Raw genomic sequence first — 16129 nt, forward strand, 5'->3', positions numbered from 1 at the left:
ACCTGCGGATTAACAGTCCGTCGCTCTACCAACTGAGCTATCAGGGAAAAGAGGCAATATTATATGTCGCTTGTTCCATATTTGCAAGATGGATATTGCATCTTCACAAACACGGCCAGCGCCGACTTTCTATTGCCATCAGCGCCACACTTGCATGCAGCGCCGAAGAAGCAAGATCTTAAAGCACTTTGGCGATCGCGTCAATAACGATGTCGATGTTGCGCGAATTCAATGCTGCCACACAGATGCGGCCCGTGTCGACGGCGTAGATCGATTGCTCGCGCAGGGAAGCCACTTGTTCCTTGCTCAGGCCCGAGTACGAGAACATGCCGATTTGCTGGCGCACGAATTCGAAGTCGTGGCCTGGCGCCTTGGCTTTCAGCTTTTCCACGAAGGCATTGCGCATTTCGCGGATGCGCACGCGCATGCCGGCCAGTTCCTCTTCCCACAGCTGGCGCAGTTCCGGCGTGGCCAGGACGGTGGCGACGACTTTGCCGCCATGGACTGGCGGGTTCGAGTAGTTGGTGCGCACGACGCGCTTCAGTTGCGACAGCAGACGGGCCGCCTCATCGGCGCTGGCGGCGACGACGCTCAGGGCGCCCACGCGCTCGCCGTACAGCGAGAACGATTTCGAGAACGAGTTCGACACCAGCAGCGGGCCGCCCGCGTCGGCAAAGCGGCGCACCACGGCGCCGTCTTCGGCGATGCCGTTGGCGAAGCCCTGATAAGCCATGTCCAGGAACGGCACCAGGCCGCGCGACGTGACGACGGCGATGATCTGGTCCCACTGGGCCACGCTCAGGTCGGCGCCGGTCGGGTTGTGGCAGCAGGCGTGCAGCACGACGATGGAACCGGTCGGCATGGCGTTCAGGCTGGCCAGCATGCCGTCGAAGTTCACGCCATGGGTGACGGCATCGTAGTAGGTGTAGTTATTCACAACGAAACCGGCGTTCTCGAACAGCGCGCGGTGGTTTTCCCAGCTCGGGTCGCTGATGTAGACCTGGGCACCCGGCGCGAAGCGCTGCAGGAAGTCGGCACCGATCTTCAGTGCGCCCGTGCCGCCGATCGCTTGCACGGTGATGGCGCGGCGCTCTTGAATTACGGCGCTATCGGCGCCAAATACGAGTTCTTGCACCGCCTTGTCGTAGGCAGCGAGGCCTTCGATCGGCAGATAGGTGCGTGGGGCGGCCTGTTCGATCAGGATGGCTTCCGCCTTGCGTACGCAAGCTAACAGAGGCACTTTACCGTTGTCGTCATAATAGACGCCAACGCCCAGATTGATTTTGGCGGGATTCTGGTCCGCGTTAAATGCTTCGGTGATGCCCAGGATCGGGTCGCGTGGGGCCATCTCGATGGCGCTAAACAGACTGGCAGAAACAGTTGGGTTCGTCATGATAAGATTGGATTCGATTGGAAGCAGGTTCACAGCGGAGTTGTAGACAGCGCCCCGAAATACAACGCCAGGGCCGCCAGCAGAGCACTATTCTAACAAAGGTCTGATTCACATGCCCGAATTATCTACCGCCAGCGAGGCGGAAAGCGCAATTATCTCTTTCCCGGACTCCCCCTTCAAGCTGCACCAGCCCTTCCCTCCGGCCGGCGATCAGCCCACGGCAATCGACCAGCTGTCAGAGGGGATTGCCGACGGACTGGCCTTCCAGACCCTGCTGGGCGTGACCGGTTCGGGCAAGACCTACACCATGGCCAACGTCATCGCGCGCATGGGCCGGCCCGCCATCGTCTTCGCGCCGAACAAGACCTTGGCGGCGCAGCTGTACAGCGAGTTCCGCGACTTTTTCCCGCAGAACGCCGTCGAATACTTCGTCAGCTACTACGATTACTACCAGCCCGAAGCCTACGTGCCGCAGCGCGACCTGTTCATCGAAAAGGACTCGTCGATCAACGAGCATATCGAGCAGATGCGTTTGTCGTGCACCAAATCGCTGATGGAGCGGCGCGACGTCATCATCGTCGCCACCGTCTCGGCCATCTACGGTATCGGCAATCCGAACGAATACCACCAGATGATATTGACCCTGCGCGTCAAGGACAGGGTCGCCCAGCGCGACGTCATCGCGCGCCTGATCCAGATGCAGTACACGCGCAACGAGGTCGATTTCGGCCGCGGCACCTTCCGCGTGCGCGGCGACACGATCGACATCTTCCCCGCCGAGCATGCGGAGCTGGCCGTGCGCCTGGAAATGTTCGACGACGAGATCGAATCGATCCAGCTGTTCGACCCGCTGACGGGCCGCGTACGGCAAAAGATCCCCCGCTTCACCGTGTACCCGGGTTCGCACTACGTCACGCCCCGCTCCACCGTGCTGCGCGCCGTCGAGACCATCAAGGACGAGCTGCGCGAGCGCCTCGAGTTCTTCCGCAAGGAAAATAAACTGATCGAGGAGCAGCGGCTGGAACAGCGCACGCGCTTCGACCTGGAAATGATGGCGGAGATCGGTTTCACCAAGGGCATCGAGAACTACTCGCGCCATCTGAGCGGCGCGCTGCCCGGCGAACCGCCGCCGACCCTGGTCGATTATTTACCGCCCGACGCATTGATGTTCCTCGACGAGTCGCACGTGCTGACGGGCCAGCTGAGCGCCATGTACAACGGCGACCGCTCGCGCAAGACGAACCTGGTCGACTACGGTTTCCGCCTGCCGTCGGCGCTCGACAACCGGCCCTTGAAATTCGAGGAATTCGAACAGAAGATGCGCCAGACCGTGTTCGTCTCGGCCACGCCGGCCGAATACGAAAAGACCCATTCTGACCAGGTGGTCGAACAGGTCGTGCGCCCGACCGGCCTGGTCGACCCGCAGATCATCGTGCGTCCGGCCAGCAGCCAGGTGGACGACCTGATGTCGGAAATCGTCGAGCGCATCAAGAAGGACGAGCGCGTGCTGGTGACCACCCTCACCAAGCGCATGTCCGAGCAATTGACGGAATACCTGGGCGACCATGGCATCAAGGTGCGCTACCTGCACAGCGATATCGAAACGGTGGAGCGCGTGGAAATCCTGCGCGACCTGCGTCTGGGCACCTTCGACGTGCTGGTGGGGATCAACCTGCTGCGCGAGGGCCTGGACTTGCCGGAAGTATCGCTGGTCGCCATCCTCGACGCGGACAAGGAAGGCTTTTTGCGCTCCGAACGCAGCCTGATCCAGACCATCGGCCGCGCCGCGCGTAACCTGAACGGCACGGCGATTTTGTACGGCGACCGCATCACGGACTCCATGCGCCGCGCCATCGACGAGACGGAACGCCGCCGCGCCAAGCAGATCGCCTTCAATACGGCCAACAACATCATCCCGATCGGTGTGAAGAAATCGATCCGCGAAATGATCGACGGCGTCTACAGCCCGCAGGAAGCGCGCGAGACCCTGCAGGTGGCGCAGGAAGCGGCGAAATTCGAAGCGATGAGCGAGAAACAGGTCAGCAAGGAAATCAAGCGCCTGGAAAAACTGATGGTCGACCACGCCAAGAACCTGGAGTTCGAAAAGGCGGCGCAAGTGCGCGACCAGCTGCACATCCTCAAGCAGCAGCTGTTCGGCGCGCCCGGCACCGACAATGTGGCGTCGATACTGGGCAAATAAGCCCCACGCGCTGGCATGGCGCAGGTCGGATTAGCTGGCTGACAGGCCAGCGCAATCCGACATCAGCACTTAAACCAACGCCAGCAATATTGTCGGATTACGCGGCGTGCCGCCGCTAATCCGACCTACGCGGCTTCATGCTTTCACATCCTCGATATACGCACGGATGATGCTGGCGAAATCCGCATCGGCCGTCAAGCCCAGCGACTCGGCCCGTGCCGTGTCCCAGGCGCCGGGCCAGCTCTTGACGATGCGCTCGACGGCCGGATCAGGGGCATAGCTGATGCGGGCAACGACGTCCGTGCCGGCGACTTGTTCCAGCGCGGCGATCATCTCGCCCACGCTCACGCTCAAGCCCGGCAAGTTCACCGTGCGGCTGGCGCCAAACATCTCGCCCGCCAGTTCGTGGCCGGCGATCAGCGAGGCGATGGCGCCGCGCGGCGACAGCAGCCACAATCGCAAATCGGTGGCCACGGGGCAGACGGCCGCCTCGCCATTCAACGGTTCGCGGATGATGCCGCTGGCGAAAGACGACGCCGCCTTGTTCGGCTTACCGGGACGCACGCTGATGGTGGGCAGACGCAGCACGCGGCCATCGACAAAGCCGCGGCGGCTGTAATCGTTGAGCAGCAATTCGCCGATGGCCTTTTGCGCGCCGTACGACGATTGCGGGTTCAGCGCGGTGGTGTCCTGCACCACGTCCGGCAGCTTGCCGCCATAGACGGCCACGGAGCTGGTGAAGACCACTTTCGGCTTATGTCCCAGTTCGCGGCAGATATCGAGCAGCAAACGCGAGGCATCGAGGTTGATGCGCATGCCCAGCTCGAAATCGGCTTCCGCCTGGCCGCTGACGATGGCGGCCAGGTGGAAGATCGACGCGGTCTGCACATCGATGGTGGCGCGCATCAAGGCGCCGTCGGCGATGTCGCCCGTGACCACGTTGACGCGCGCATCGTTGAAGTCATGCGCGGCCACCACGTCGACCAGTACCAGCTCGCTGATGGTCTGCAACTGGCCGTGGCTGTCCGTCAGCTGGCCTTGCGCCAGCAAGTGGCGCGCCAGGCGCTGTCCCAGGAAACCGGCGCCGCCGGTAATCAGTACCTTCATTTCAATTCTCCTTGCGTGTTGTTGTATGCGGCAAGCCAGCCCAGGCCATCCTCGGTACGCCCGCGCGGACGGTATTCGCAGCCGATCCAGCCCTCGTAGTCGAGCTCGTCGAGCAGCCTGAATAAATACGGGTAATTGACTTCGCCATCGTCCGGTTCATTGCGGGCCGGGACGCTGGCTATCTGCACGTGGCCGATGCCGTCGAAGTTGTTTTGGAACGTCATGGCGATATCGCCCTCGACGATCTGCGTGTGATAAAAATCCATCTGCACCTTGACGTTGGGCGCGCCCGACTCCAGGCGCAGCGCATGGCCCTGCGCCTGCGTGACGAGGAAATAGCCGGGCATGTCGCGCCCGTTGATCGGTTCGATCAGGAGCTCGATGCCATGCTCGCCCACGGCTTTCGCGGCGTACCGCAGGTTGGCCAGGTAGGTGGCGCGGTGCAGATTGACGTCGGCGCCCACGGGCAGCAGGCCCGCCATCATGTGCACGCGCGGCGTGCCCAGCGCCAGCGCATATGCGATGCCCTGTGCCACGCCAGCGCGAAATTCCGCTTCGCGGCCCGGCAGCGAGGCGATGCCCCGCTCACCGGCCGCCCAGTCGCCCGGCGGCAGGTTGAACAGCACGTTCTGCAGCTTGTTTTCGCGCAGCCAGCCGGCCACTTCCTGCGGCGCGTGATCGTAGGGGAACAAAAATTCGACGCCCGTGAAACCCGCTTGCGCGGCGGCGGCAAAGCGCTGCGGGAAAGGCACTTCATTGAACATCATGGTCAGGTTGGCGGCAAAACGGGGCATGCGTGTCTCCTTGAATTCTATAGTTCGAGTTTGAATGTCTGCTTCAGGTCCGCGATCTGCGCCGCGTCGAGCGGGCGCGTGGGCACGTCGCGCAGCAGCAGGAACAGCTTGGCCGTCTCTTCCAGTTCCTCGGCCGCATACACGGCCGCTTCCAGGCTGGTGCCCGACACGACGGGACCGTGGTTGGCCAGCAGCACGGCCGAGTGCTTGCGCGCCATGGCGCCGATCGCGCCCGCCAGCGCCGGGTCGCCCGGACGGTGATACGGCACCAGGGGCAAGCGCCCCACCTTCATCACAAAGTATGGCGTGAGCGGCGGGATGCAGTCGTCATGGTTCAAGCCGCACATGCACGACACGGCGGCCGAATGCGTCGAGTGCAGGTGCACGATGGCGCCCGCGCTGCTCCGCTCTGCGTACATGGCGCGGTGCAGGAACGCCTCCTTGGACGGCGGCGCTCCGCTGATCAGCTTGCCATCCCAATCGAGCTTGGACAGCTGCGCCGGATCGAGCCGGCCCAGGCTGGCGTTCGTCGGCGTGAGCAGCCAGCCGTCGGACAGGCGCACGCTCAGGTTGCCGCTGCTGCCCGCCGTCAAGCCCCTTTCGAACAGGGACTTGCCGAAGTCGACGATCAGCTCGCGCTGGCGCGATTCCGTGGCGCTCATGCCAGCACCTGCCAGGCCTTGCTGAAGAAATCCACGGTGCCGAAATTGCCGGACTTGAGGGCCAGCGCCAACGGTGCCCTGCCTTCGTCGCCCGGCGCTGGCAAGGCTAGCGTCCAGGGCACGCCGGGGTCGATTTCGGGGCCGATGCGCAAGCCGGCAATGCCCAGCGCTTTCACCACGGCGCCCGAGGTTTCGCCGCCGGCGACGATCAACTGGCCCACGCCGAGGCGCACCAGTCCCTGCGCGATGGCGGCCAGGGCTTCCTCGACGAGGGCGCCGGCACGCTCCACGCCCAGCTGCGCCTGCACGGCGCGCACGGCGTCCGGCGTGGCCGTGGCATAGATCAAAATGGGGCCTTGCGCCAGGTGCTGATTCGCCCAGGCCAGCGCCTGCGCCACCACGGCGTCCACCACCTCGCCGCCCGCGGCCAGCGACAAAGGGTCGACGTGGAAGGACGGCGCCAGTTCGCGCAGGTGCGCCACCTGCTGCTGCGTGGCCACGGAACAGCTGCCCGAGATCACGGCGCGCAATCCGGAGGCCGGCGGCAAGCGCCCCGCCTGGCCCGCAGGCGATGGCGACAACTGGCCCCGCTGTCGAAAATTCTGCGGTAATCCCAACGCGATGCCGGAACCGCCCGTGATCAGTTTCAAGTCGGCGCAAGCGGCACCGATGGCTTCCAGGTCGCGGTTCGACACGGCATCGACGACGGCGAAATGGCAGCCCTGGCCGCGCAAGTCCGTGAAGCGCTGGGAGATGGCGGCCGCGCCCTTCTCCACCACACTGTAATCGGCCAGGCCCACCTTGGCCTGCACCTGCTGCTGCAGCACGCGCACCAGATTCGAATCCGTCATCGGCGTCAGGGGATGGTCGCGCATGCCCGACTCGGCCAGCGGCACGTCGCCGACGAAGAGGTTGCCCTTGTAGATGGTGCGGCCATTCGCGGGAAACGCGGGGCAGGCGATCGTGAAGTCCGTGTCGAGCGCCCGCATCAGCGCTTCGGCCACGGGACCGATATTGCCGCGCGGCGTGGAGTCGAACGTGGAGCAGTACTTGAAGTAGAACTGGCGGCATCCGGCTTGCTGCAGCCAGGCCAGCGCGACCAGCGATTCGGCCACCGCCTCTTCCGGCGCATTCGTGCGCGACTTGAGCGCGATGACGACGGCATCGACGTCGGCTGGCGGCGGACCTTGCGGCACGCCGATCAGCTGCACCGTGCGCATGCCGGCCTTGACCAGCATGCCGGCCAGGTCGGTGCCGCCCGTGAAATCGTCGGCGATACATCCCAGTAATACAGTCATCATGATTCCTTTTTGATTCAGTTACGCTTTCGCCGGCAGATCGATACCGGGGAAAGTTTTAATCACGGCCGCATCGTCCTCGCCGCCAAAGCCAGCGGCCGACGCCTGCATGAACATCTGGTGCGCCGTGGCCGACAGGGGCAGTGGAAAGACGCTCTTTTTCGCGTAATCGAGCACGATGCCCAGGTCTTTCACGAAAATGTTCACGCTTGATAACGGCGTATAGTCGCCCTTCAAGATGTGCGGCACCCGGTTCTGGAACATCCAGGAACTGCCGGCGCTGTTCGAGATCACTTCGTACAAGGCATCGGCATCGCAGCCGGCGCGCAAACCCAGCGCCATCGCTTCGGCTGCGGCGGCGATGTGCACGCCGGCCAGCAGCTGGTTGATCATCTTGACTTTCGACCCCTGCCCCGGCTGTTCGCCCAGGCGGTACAACTTTGCACTGATGGCGTCGAAAATGCCCGCGCAAACGTCGAATACCTCAGGCGCGCCGGCCGCCATCACCGACATCTCGCCGGCTTGCGCCTTGGCCGCGCCGCCGGAAATGGGCGCGTCGATGAAGCGCAGTCCCATGGCCGCCAGGCGAGCACCGAGCGCTTCGGCAAATTCGGGCGCCACGGTGGCGCAGGCGATGACGACGCTGCCCGGCGCCAGGGCGCTGGCCGCGCCGTCTTCGCCAAACAGCACGGTTTCCGTCTGCTGCGCATTGACGACGACGATCAGCAAGGCCTGCACCTGCGCCGCCAGCGCGGCCGGCGATTGCGCCGCATGGGCGCCCTTGTCGACCAGCGTTTGCACGGTTTCCGGGCGCACGTCGCAGGCATGCACTTCAAAGCCCGCACGCAGCAACGATTGCGCGATGCCCATGCCCATGGCGCCCAGGCCGATCACGCCCACTTTTTTCATTTCTACGTTCATCTGCTACTCCAGTCTTATTTGTTCACCAGCTTGGCCGGCACGCGCATGATGATGAACGCGCCGATCACCAGGATGCCGGCCAGCAGGTAGATGGCGATGTCGGTCGATTGCGTCAGGTCCTTGATGGAACCGATCATGTACGGCGCCGCGAAGCCGGCCAGGTTGCCCACCGAATTGATGGCGGCGATGCCCGCGGCGGCCGAGACGCCACCGAGGAAAGCCGTCGGCAGGCTCCAGAACATGGGCGAAGCGGCCAGGATGCCGCCGGCGGCGATCGTCAGGAAGAAGATGGCCCAGCCCGTGTTGTGGGCGCCGGCCAGCGCGCTGCAGACGATGGCGGCGGCGCCGACCACCAGCGGGATCGCCATGTGCCAGCGGCGTTCGCGGTATTTGTCCGAGCTGTGGCCCAGCAGGATCATCGATGCCACGGCCACGGAGTACGGAATCGCCGTGAACAGGCCGATATTGAGCACGCCCGTCACGCCGGCCGCCTTGATCAGGCTGGGCAGCCAGAAGGTCAGCGAATACTGGCCCATCACGCAGCAGAAATAAATCAGGGCCATGACCCAGATGCGCGGGTCGGCGAACATGGCGCGGATCGACGGGTGCGATACCTTGCCCTGTGCTTCCGTGGCGATGCGCTGCTCGAGGATGACTTTTTCGTCTTCCGTCAGCCACTTCGCGGCGCGGATGCTGTTGTCGAGGTACAGCAGCACGGCCACGCCCATCATCGCGGCGGGTATCGCTTCGAGCACGAACATCCACTGCCAGCCCGCGTAGCCGTGCCAGCCGGCGAAGGTTTCCATGATCCAGCCCGACAGGGGGCCGCCGATCAGGCCCGCCACGGGAATGGCGGCCATGAAGGTGCACACCATGCGCGCGCGGCGCTCGGACGGATACCAGTAGGTCAAATAGAGAATGATGCCGGGGAAGAAGCCCGCCTCGGCGATGCCGAGCAGGAAGCGCATCACGTAGAACTGGGTCGGCGTGGTGACGAACATGAAGGCGCCCGAGATGATGGCCCAGGTGATCATGATGCGGGCGATCCACACGCGCGCGCCGATCTTGTGCAGCATCACGTTGCTGGGCACTTCGAACAGGAAGTAGCCAAGGAAGAACACGCCGGCGCCCAGGCCGTACACGGTTTCGGAAAACTGCAGGTCGGCCAGCATTTGCAGCTTGGCGAAGCCCACGTTCACACGGTCGAGGTAAGCGACGATGTAGCACAGCATGAGGAAAGGGATGATGCGCCAGGTCACCTTGCGATAGACGGCGTCGTCGATGGTTTTCTGGCTGGCGGCCACGCCGGCCGCCTGCCCGGGCAATGCTTGTGTTACGTCCATGCTTGTCTCCTGATCGCTGGGGGATCGACCGTGCCTGGTTTTTATGGTCCACCGGAGGTGGCTGGCAACTTGTCTAAAATTTGTATGGATGTATATTATGTGTGTGTTTTGTGTGTGTCAAGCTGTATATTCCATATAATGGCAAGCAGGCAAGCCCGCATAAAAACCGCTAGCACAAGGATGCATCCGATGGACCGCACGTTCCGCTTTACCCTTCCCCCGCCGGAGCCCGCCGCGGGCAGTTTCACCACCGGTACCCTGGGTGCGCGGGTGGCGGCACGGCTGCGCCAGCAAATCCACAACGACGGCCTGGCCGGCGGCACGCGCTTGCCGTCGGAGCAAGCCATGGCCAGCCACTTTGGCGTCAGCCGCACGGTGCTGCGCGAAGCCATCGCCCTGCTGCAGGCGGACGGCATCGTCGCCACGCGCAAGGGCAGCGGCACGTTCGTGTGCGCGCAGGATGGCGCGAAGACGGGCGAACGGGGCGACGAGCTGACGGAGCAGTCCGTGCAGTCGCTGCTGAATCTGATCGAGGTGCGCCAGGGACTGGAAGCGGAAATCGCCGCGCTGGCGGCCGTGCGGCGCACGCCGGGCCAGCTGGCCGACATCGAACACGCGCTGCGCCGCATCGAGGAAGCCGTGGCGGCCGGCGTCGACGGCGTGGAAGAAGACGTGCGCCTGCACCTGTGCATCGCCGAGGCGACGGGCAACCCCTACTGGCCGAAATTCGTCGCCATGTTCGCCGACCCGATCCGCTCGGCCGTCAAGGTGACGCGCGCGAATGAAGCGCGGCGCACGGACTTTTCCATCGAAGTGCGGCGCGAACATGAAAAGATCGTGCAGGCGATCGCCGATGGCGACCCGCTGCGGGCGCGCCAGGCGGCCATGGAACACATGCAGCACGCGGCCGAGCGCGTGCGCCTGGCCGACCGCGAATTCTGGCGCGGCGACGGCGGCGCGCTGGCGCGCACGCTGGGGCGCGATCCCATCATGCAAAAATAAGGTCCAGGTCCTCGATTCTCCTGCGCCGCACTGCAGCGCTCATGCACGCCGCCCCTGCTTTCCTATGCTCGCGCTCATCATGTCGAACAGGGTGCGTGACGCGGGCGGCATCGCGTGCTGATGCCGGCTGATCAAGCCCAGCGTGCGCTTGACGGCGGGATTGACGAGCGGCACGCCGACCACCGCGCCTTGCCGCTCCGGCAGAATCGACAGGCCCGGCACCGCCGCCACGCCCAAGCCCGACTCCACCAGCGCCAGGATGCCTGACACGTGGTTGATCTCGCACGAGATCCACGGGTGTTTTTCCACGCCGGCCAGCGCCGCATCGAGCACGCTGCGGTTGCCGCTCGACTTGGCCACCGAGATATAGCGTTCGTCGACCGTATCCTTCCAGCTCAGCTTCTTGCGCTTGGCCAGCCGGTGATCGGCCCGCATCGCCAGCACGTAGGTCTCGACGTAGATGGGCTGGAAATGAATCTCCGGATTTTCCGCGCCCGTAAAGCTGATGCCGAAGTCCGCCTCGCCAGACAGCACGAGGTTGAGCACGTCCTGCGCGCTTTCGTCATGCACGCGCACGCGGATTTTCGGAAACTGCGCGCTGAAGCGCTTGAGCACATCGGGCAGGAAATGCCACACGGCCGAGGGCACGCAGGCAAACGTCACCGTCCCCGTGCGGTGCGCGGCCAGGTCGGCCACGCCCAGCACGGCATCTTCCAGGCCGTTGAGCGCATCGCGCACGTTCACCAGGAACACCTGCCCGACATTGGTCAGCTGCACGCGCCGGGTGGTGCGCTCGAACAGCTTGACCCCCAGCGCATCCTCGAGTTTTTCGATGCGGCGGCTGAGCGCCGGCTGCGACAGGAACAGGTCGGCCGCGGCCTGGCGAAAGCTGTTGCGCTCCGCCACGGCCACGAAAGCCTGCAAATCATGAAGCTCGTAATTGATGCGCTGCATGCATTAATCCCCGGAAAAATTGCAATTATCAAATTATGCCATTTCAACGATGATGGGGTCTGAATGCTGAGCCTCGCCAAGAAGGCCTGAACTGAAAAAGGAGACATGATGCGACACCATTCCACGTTCGCGCTTTTACCGGCGGCCGGCGGCGACGCCGCCGGCGTCACGGAAACACACCTCAACAACCGCCACGGCACGGGCTTGACACCCGGCCTCATGAAAAAATTTTAACATCAGGAGAACCATCATGCCTCAGCATATTCTGCTGCAAACCTCGCGCCCGCTGCTCGCGGCGCTGGTGCTGCTGGCCGCCGGCGCGGCCCATGCCGCCGACATCCGCGTGGTCAGCTCGGGCGGCTTCGCCCAGGCCTACAAAAACCTGGCGCCCGCCTACGAACGCGCCAGCGGCGACCAGTTGCTGTCCGAATGGGGTCCGTCGATGGGCACCACCAGGAATGCGATCCCGGCGCGGCTGGCGCGCGGCGAGCCGATCGACGTCGTCATCATGGTCGGCGACGCGCTCGACAAACTGATGCAGGAAGGCCGCCTCGTCCCCGGCAGCAAGGTGGTCCTGGCCAATTCGCCGATTGCCTGCGCCGTGCGCCACGGCGCGGCAAAGCCCGACATCAGCACCTCCGAGGGCTTGCGCAGCGCTTTCCTGCAGGCGCACAAGGTGGCCTATTCGGACAGCGCCAGCGGCGAATACATCGAGAAGCAACTGATGAAGACACTGCACATCGCGGAGCAGATGCAGGGCAAGGCCGCCAAAATTCCCGCCACCCCCGTCGGCGAAATCATCGCGCATGGCGAGGCCGATTTCGGCTGCCAGCAGCGCAGCGAGCTGCTGCCGGTCCAAGGCATCGACATCGTCGGCCTGCTGCCGCCGGAAGTGCAGCTGATGACGCAATTTTCGGCGGCGCTGGTCCCGGGCGGCAAGGAACCGGAAGCCGGCCGCGCCTTGCTGCGCTTCCTCGCCGCCCCTGCCAACGCCGGCGCGATCGAAGCGACCGGGCTGCAGCCGGCATCGGCACCAGCGACAGCAACGCACTAGCCGACGTCACTCATCTTTCATCGAGGTAAATCATGGCCATTCCATCGACCGCCGCACCCCTCGCCGAGCCGACAGCGCCGCGCGCACAGGCACGCCCTCCCTCGCGCATCGCCACCGTCATCCGGGTGACGAGCGGGAACTTCATCGAAATGTACGATTTTTTCCTGTTCGGCTTTTACGCGACGTATATTGCCAAGGCCTTCTTCCCCGCCACCAGCGAATACGCGGCCCTGATGATGACCTTCGCCACCTTCGGCGCGGGTTTTTTCATGCGGCCGCTGGGCGCCATCATCCTTGGCAGCTATATCGACCGCATCGGCCGGCGCAAGGGACTGGTGCTGACCCTGGCCATCATGGCTTCCGGCACGGCGCTGATCGCCTTCGTGCCCGGCTATGCGACCATCGGCTTGCTGGCGCCGTTCCTCGTGCTGATCGGGCGCTTGCTGCAAGGTTTCTCCGCCGGCGTGGAGCTGGGCGGCGTGTCGGTCTACCTGTCCGAGATGGCGACACCCGGCAACAAGGGCTATTACGTCAGCTGGCAATCGGCCAGCCAGCAAGTCGCCATCATCTTTTCCGCGGCGCTCGGCTACTATCTCAACGCAACCTTGAGCAAGGAATTCATCGCGGACTGGGGCTGGCGCATCCCGTTCTTCATCGGATGCTCCATCATCCCCGTGGTGTTCTACATCCGCCGTTCGCTGCAGGAGACCGAGGCCTATCTGACGCGCAAGTCGCATCCGACGTTCCGGCAAATGCTCAAGACCATCAGCCTCAACTGGCCGCTGGTCGTCAGCGGCGCGATGCTGATCGTGTTGACGACGGTGGCGTTCTATCTGATCACTGTCTACACGCCGACCTTCGGCAAGAGCGTGCTCAAACTGAGCACCGAAGACAGCCTGCTCGTCACCTTGTGCATCGGCCTGTCGAACTTCCTCTGGCTGCCCGTCATGGGCGCGCTGTCCGACCGCATCGGGCGCTGGCCCATCATGGCCGCGTGCGCGGCGCTGACGATGCTGACCGCATACCCGTCCCTGTCCTGGCTGGTCGCCCATCCCAGTTTCGAGCACATGCTGATGGTCGAGCTGTGGCTGTCCTTCCTGTACGGCAGCTACAACGGCGCCACCATCGTCGCGCTGACGGAAATCATCCCGGCCAGCGTGCGGACCACGGGCTTTTCGCTGGCCTACAGCCTGGCCACCGCGCTGTTCGGCGGCCTGACGCCGCTGGTGTCGACCCTGCTGATCGAGAGCACCGGCGACAAGGCGGCGCCAGGCTACTGGATGGCGGGCGCCGGCGCCATCAGCCTGCTGGCGACGTGGCTGATCTATCGCGGCATCGTCAAGGAGCGCCATCCCGTTCCGGCCTGAACCAGTACGGCCTGGCCAGACGGCGCATTAGGGCCAGGCTGGCCGGCGCATGTGGAACAGGCTGGCCGGTCCGATCTCGAAATAATCGGCCGGGCCGCCGCCGCGCAATATCGGCGCAGCGGCGGCCGTGTCGTACACGCCGTCGACCAGCAGATGGCGCGCGATGTGCACGCCCACCACTTCCCCCAGCACCAGCCAGCTGCCGACACCGTCGCCATTGACGCCCTGCAGCTCGATGATCTGCGTGCGCCGGCATTCGAAGGACACGGGGCTTTCGGCCACGCGCGGCACGTCCACGATGCGCGAGGCGGCCGGCGTCAGGCCGGCCAGCGCGAATTCGTCGACTTCGGGCGGCGCCGGCGCGCAACTGGCGTTCATGGCCTCGGCCAGCGGACGGGTCGCCAGGTTCCACACGAATTCGCCCGTCTGTTCGATATTGCGCAAGGTATCCTTGCGGCCGATGCTGGAAAAGCCGATCAGCGGCGGATGGTAATTGAAGGCGTTGAAAAAGCTGTACGGCGCCAGGTTGAGCACGCCCGCACTGCTGCGCGAGGCGATCCAGCCGATCGGACGCGGCCCCACGATGGCGTTAAAGGGATCGTGCGGCAGGCCGTGGCCCTGCGCAGGTTCATAAAAATGGATGGGGTCAAGCACGCGGATTCCTGAAGTCAAAGGAAGTCAACGGCGCCCGGGATGGAACGCCTGGAACGACAGCTTACTGGAATTGCCGCCACCGCGTTGCCAGCCCGCCGGCGCGCCGGGTGCGCTCGCGCACGCAGCGCGACAATTGTATGGCGCACGGCCCTTGGCCTCGCTTATGATGGGGCAACTCAACCCTTATCATCGCGCTATCGCCCATGCCTACCCTCACGCTGCACCAGAAAGTGTTCCTGCTCCTCTTGAGCATCGTCACCATCGGCTTCGGCTGGATATTGGCGCCGTATGCGGGCGCCATCTTCTGGGGCGTCATCCTGGCGATCCTGTTCGCGCCCGTGTACCGCTGGCTGCTGGCCAAAACCAGGGGCCGCGCCGGCCTGGCTTCGCTGCTGACCTTGCTGTTGATCATCGTCATCGTGATCCTGCCGCTGTCGCTCATTTCCGTATCGCTCGTGAACCAGGCGGCCAGCGTCGTGGAAATGGTGCGTTCGGGCGAAATCACGGTCGCCATGTTCTTCAATAAAATCATGGCCGTGCTGCCGCAATGGCTGATCAACCTGCTCGAGCGCTTCAACCTGACCAGCCTGGCCAGCCTGCAGGACAAGCTGGCCGAGGGCGCCACGCAGGTAAGCCAGGTGGTGGCCGTCAAAGCCATCAATGTGGGCCTGTACACCTTCGAATTCCTCACCAGCCTGTGCATCATGCTGTACCTGCTGTTTTTCCTCATGCGCGATGGCTCGACCCTGTCGGCCCGCATCAAGAACGCCGTGCCGCTGAGCCGCAAGTACAAGCAGCGCCTGTTCACCAATTTCACCACGGTGATCCGCGCCACGGTGAAGGGCAACATTCTCGTGGCGATCGCCCAGGGCGCCCTCGGCGGCCTGGCGTTCTGGTTCCTGGACGTGCCGGCGCCCCTGCTGTGGGCCGTGCTGATGGCCTTCCTGTCGCTGCTGCCGGCCGTCGGCGCCGCCCTCGTGTGGGCACCCGTGGCAGCCTACTTCCTGGCCACGGGCGCCATCTGGCAAGGCGCCGGCCTGGCCGCCTTCGGCGTCTTCGTCATCGGCCTGGTCGACAACGTGCTGCGCCCTATCCTGGTGGGCAAGGACACGAAGATGCCCGACTACGTGGTGCTGCTGTCGACCGTGGGCGGCATGGCCCTGTTTGGTCTGAACGGCTTTGTCATCGGCCCCGTGGTGGCGGCCCTGTTCATCGCCTCGTGGGACCTGTTCGTCTCGGCCAGCGAATTCCAGGCTGAGGATTAAAGCCTGGCACTGGGGGAGCGGGCAATGCCACGGCCAACATCAGCATGGCCCGGACCGCTTGCATTGATCCGGTGATTGCACTATCGTTGCTGCACGCGCGTGTTGCCAACCTTGC

Annotated in this window: 16 protein-coding genes; 7 read left to right on the plus strand and 9 right to left on the minus strand. The window is 64.2% G+C overall.

Going from position 1 to position 16129, the window contains the following annotated elements; all coding sequences use genetic code 11:
* The coding region (locus JAB8_RS29755) for a hypothetical protein (protein ID WP_217494250.1) at positions 1-182 on the plus strand (182 nt) is incomplete at its 5' end.
* On the opposite strand, the gene JAB8_RS25940 is transcribed toward JAB8_RS29755, so the two are convergent.
* Positions 179-1393, minus strand: a complete 1215-nt coding sequence (locus tag JAB8_RS25940; RefSeq protein WP_175445259.1) for an amino acid aminotransferase — start codon at positions 1391-1393, stop codon at positions 179-181. The two genes, JAB8_RS29755 and JAB8_RS25940, sit on opposite strands and share 4 nt — an antisense overlap.
* A gap of 112 nt (positions 1394-1505) precedes the next feature.
* Between JAB8_RS25940 and uvrB the strand changes: the two genes are divergently transcribed.
* Positions 1506-3593 (plus strand): excinuclease ABC subunit UvrB, encoded by a 2088-nt coding sequence (uvrB, locus tag JAB8_RS25945; RefSeq protein WP_070221947.1) that lies wholly within the window; start codon positions 1506-1508, stop codon positions 3591-3593.
* A 135-nt stretch (positions 3594-3728) separates the two neighbouring features.
* Here uvrB and denD read toward each other — a convergent pair whose 3' ends face one another.
* From denD to JAB8_RS25975, 6 genes are read right to left on the minus strand one after another with little or no spacing between them, the layout of a single operon-like run.
* Positions 3729-4700: a D-erythronate dehydrogenase gene (denD, locus tag JAB8_RS25950; RefSeq protein WP_070292208.1), complete on the minus strand. Its 972-nt coding sequence runs from the start codon at positions 4698-4700 to the stop codon at positions 3729-3731.
* Positions 4697-5494 (minus strand): 2-oxo-tetronate isomerase, encoded by a 798-nt coding sequence (gene otnI / locus JAB8_RS25955; RefSeq protein WP_070292210.1) that lies wholly within the window; start codon positions 5492-5494, stop codon positions 4697-4699. The genes denD and otnI overlap by 4 nt, the downstream gene beginning before the upstream one ends.
* Positions 5495-5511: 17 nt before the next feature.
* Entirely contained in the window at positions 5512-6156 is a 645-nt protein-coding gene (otnC, locus tag JAB8_RS25960; RefSeq protein ID WP_070221939.1) for a 3-oxo-tetronate 4-phosphate decarboxylase, read from the minus strand.
* Positions 6153-7454, minus strand: a complete 1302-nt coding sequence (otnK, locus tag JAB8_RS25965; RefSeq protein WP_083287937.1) for a 3-oxo-tetronate kinase — start codon at positions 7452-7454, stop codon at positions 6153-6155. The genes otnC and otnK overlap by 4 nt, the downstream gene beginning before the upstream one ends.
* Positions 7455-7475: 21 nt before the next feature.
* A complete protein-coding gene (gene ltnD, locus JAB8_RS25970) occupies positions 7476-8375 on the minus strand; it encodes an L-threonate dehydrogenase (RefSeq protein WP_083287938.1) in 900 nt (299 codons plus the stop codon).
* Between the two features lie 14 nt (positions 8376-8389).
* Positions 8390-9718 carry an MFS transporter gene (locus JAB8_RS25975; RefSeq protein WP_070292220.1) on the minus strand — a complete coding sequence of 443 codons (1329 nt, stop codon included), beginning with the start codon at positions 9716-9718 and terminating at the stop codon, positions 8390-8392.
* A 189-nt stretch (positions 9719-9907) separates the two neighbouring features.
* Between JAB8_RS25975 and JAB8_RS25980 the strand changes: the two genes are divergently transcribed.
* A complete protein-coding gene (locus tag JAB8_RS25980; protein ID WP_070292238.1) occupies positions 9908-10720 on the plus strand; it encodes a FadR/GntR family transcriptional regulator in 813 nt (270 codons plus the stop codon).
* A 39-nt stretch (positions 10721-10759) separates the two neighbouring features.
* Here JAB8_RS25980 and JAB8_RS25985 read toward each other — a convergent pair whose 3' ends face one another.
* Positions 10760-11674: a LysR family transcriptional regulator gene (locus JAB8_RS25985; RefSeq protein ID WP_070221933.1), complete on the minus strand. Its 915-nt coding sequence runs from the start codon at positions 11672-11674 to the stop codon at positions 10760-10762.
* A gap of 105 nt (positions 11675-11779) precedes the next feature.
* Between JAB8_RS25985 and JAB8_RS30215 the strand changes: the two genes are divergently transcribed.
* Genes JAB8_RS30215 through JAB8_RS25995 form a run of 3 tightly spaced genes read left to right on the plus strand, consistent with a single transcriptional unit; the run spans position 11780 to position 14095 of the window.
* Positions 11780-11908, plus strand: coding sequence for a hypothetical protein (locus JAB8_RS30215; protein WP_268994084.1), 129 nt, complete (start codon positions 11780-11782; stop codon positions 11906-11908).
* 16 nt (positions 11909-11924) lie between these two features.
* Complete coding sequence (locus JAB8_RS25990; protein ID WP_070292222.1) at positions 11925-12728, plus strand: substrate-binding domain-containing protein; 804 nt, start codon at positions 11925-11927, stop codon at positions 12726-12728.
* Positions 12729-12760: 32 nt separating this feature from the next.
* Positions 12761-14095, plus strand: a complete 1335-nt coding sequence (locus tag JAB8_RS25995) for an MFS transporter (RefSeq protein WP_070292224.1) — start codon at positions 12761-12763, stop codon at positions 14093-14095.
* A gap of 27 nt (positions 14096-14122) precedes the next feature.
* Here the strand turns inward: JAB8_RS25995 and JAB8_RS26000 are convergent, their stop codons facing one another.
* Positions 14123-14749 (minus strand): flavin reductase family protein, encoded by a 627-nt coding sequence (locus JAB8_RS26000; protein WP_070292226.1) that lies wholly within the window; start codon positions 14747-14749, stop codon positions 14123-14125.
* Between the two features lie 203 nt (positions 14750-14952).
* Here JAB8_RS26000 and JAB8_RS26005 point away from each other — a divergent pair, with 203 nt between their 5' ends.
* On the plus strand, positions 14953-16014 hold the full coding sequence (locus JAB8_RS26005; protein WP_070292228.1) for an AI-2E family transporter: 1062 nt from the start codon (positions 14953-14955) through the stop codon (positions 16012-16014).
* Positions 16015-16129: the final 115 nt, after the last annotated feature.

Origin of the sequence: Janthinobacterium sp. HH106, from assembly GCF_001758725.1 — a bacterium.
GTDB lineage: Bacteria > Pseudomonadota > Gammaproteobacteria > Burkholderiales > Burkholderiaceae_D > Janthinobacterium.

Coding starts and splice junctions, on each gene's coding strand:
- JAB8_RS25940 (WP_175445259.1), bottom strand. CDS start 1,393: ATGACGAACCCAACTGTTTCTGCCAGTCTGTTTAGCGCCATCGAGATG.
- uvrB (WP_070221947.1), top strand. CDS start 1,506: ATGCCCGAATTATCTACCGCCAGCGAGGCGGAAAGCGCAATTATCTCT.
- denD (WP_070292208.1), bottom strand. CDS start 4,700: ATGAAGGTACTGATTACCGGCGGCGCCGGTTTCCTGGGACAGCGCCTG.
- otnI (WP_070292210.1), bottom strand. CDS start 5,494: ATGCCCCGTTTTGCCGCCAACCTGACCATGATGTTCAATGAAGTGCCT.
- otnC (WP_070221939.1), bottom strand. CDS start 6,156: ATGAGCGCCACGGAATCGCGCCAGCGCGAGCTGATCGTCGACTTCGGC.
- otnK (WP_083287937.1), bottom strand. CDS start 7,454: ATGACTGTATTACTGGGATGTATCGCCGACGATTTCACGGGCGGCACC.
- ltnD (WP_083287938.1), bottom strand. CDS start 8,375: ATGAACGTAGAAATGAAAAAAGTGGGCGTGATCGGCCTGGGCGCCATG.
- JAB8_RS25975 (WP_070292220.1), bottom strand. CDS start 9,718: ATGGACGTAACACAAGCATTGCCCGGGCAGGCGGCCGGCGTGGCCGCC.
- JAB8_RS25980 (WP_070292238.1), top strand. CDS start 9,908: ATGGACCGCACGTTCCGCTTTACCCTTCCCCCGCCGGAGCCCGCCGCG.
- JAB8_RS25985 (WP_070221933.1), bottom strand. CDS start 11,674: ATGCAGCGCATCAATTACGAGCTTCATGATTTGCAGGCTTTCGTGGCC.
- JAB8_RS30215 (WP_268994084.1), top strand. CDS start 11,780: ATGATGCGACACCATTCCACGTTCGCGCTTTTACCGGCGGCCGGCGGC.
- JAB8_RS25990 (WP_070292222.1), top strand. CDS start 11,925: ATGCCTCAGCATATTCTGCTGCAAACCTCGCGCCCGCTGCTCGCGGCG.
- JAB8_RS25995 (WP_070292224.1), top strand. CDS start 12,761: ATGGCCATTCCATCGACCGCCGCACCCCTCGCCGAGCCGACAGCGCCG.
- JAB8_RS26005 (WP_070292228.1), top strand. CDS start 14,953: ATGCCTACCCTCACGCTGCACCAGAAAGTGTTCCTGCTCCTCTTGAGC.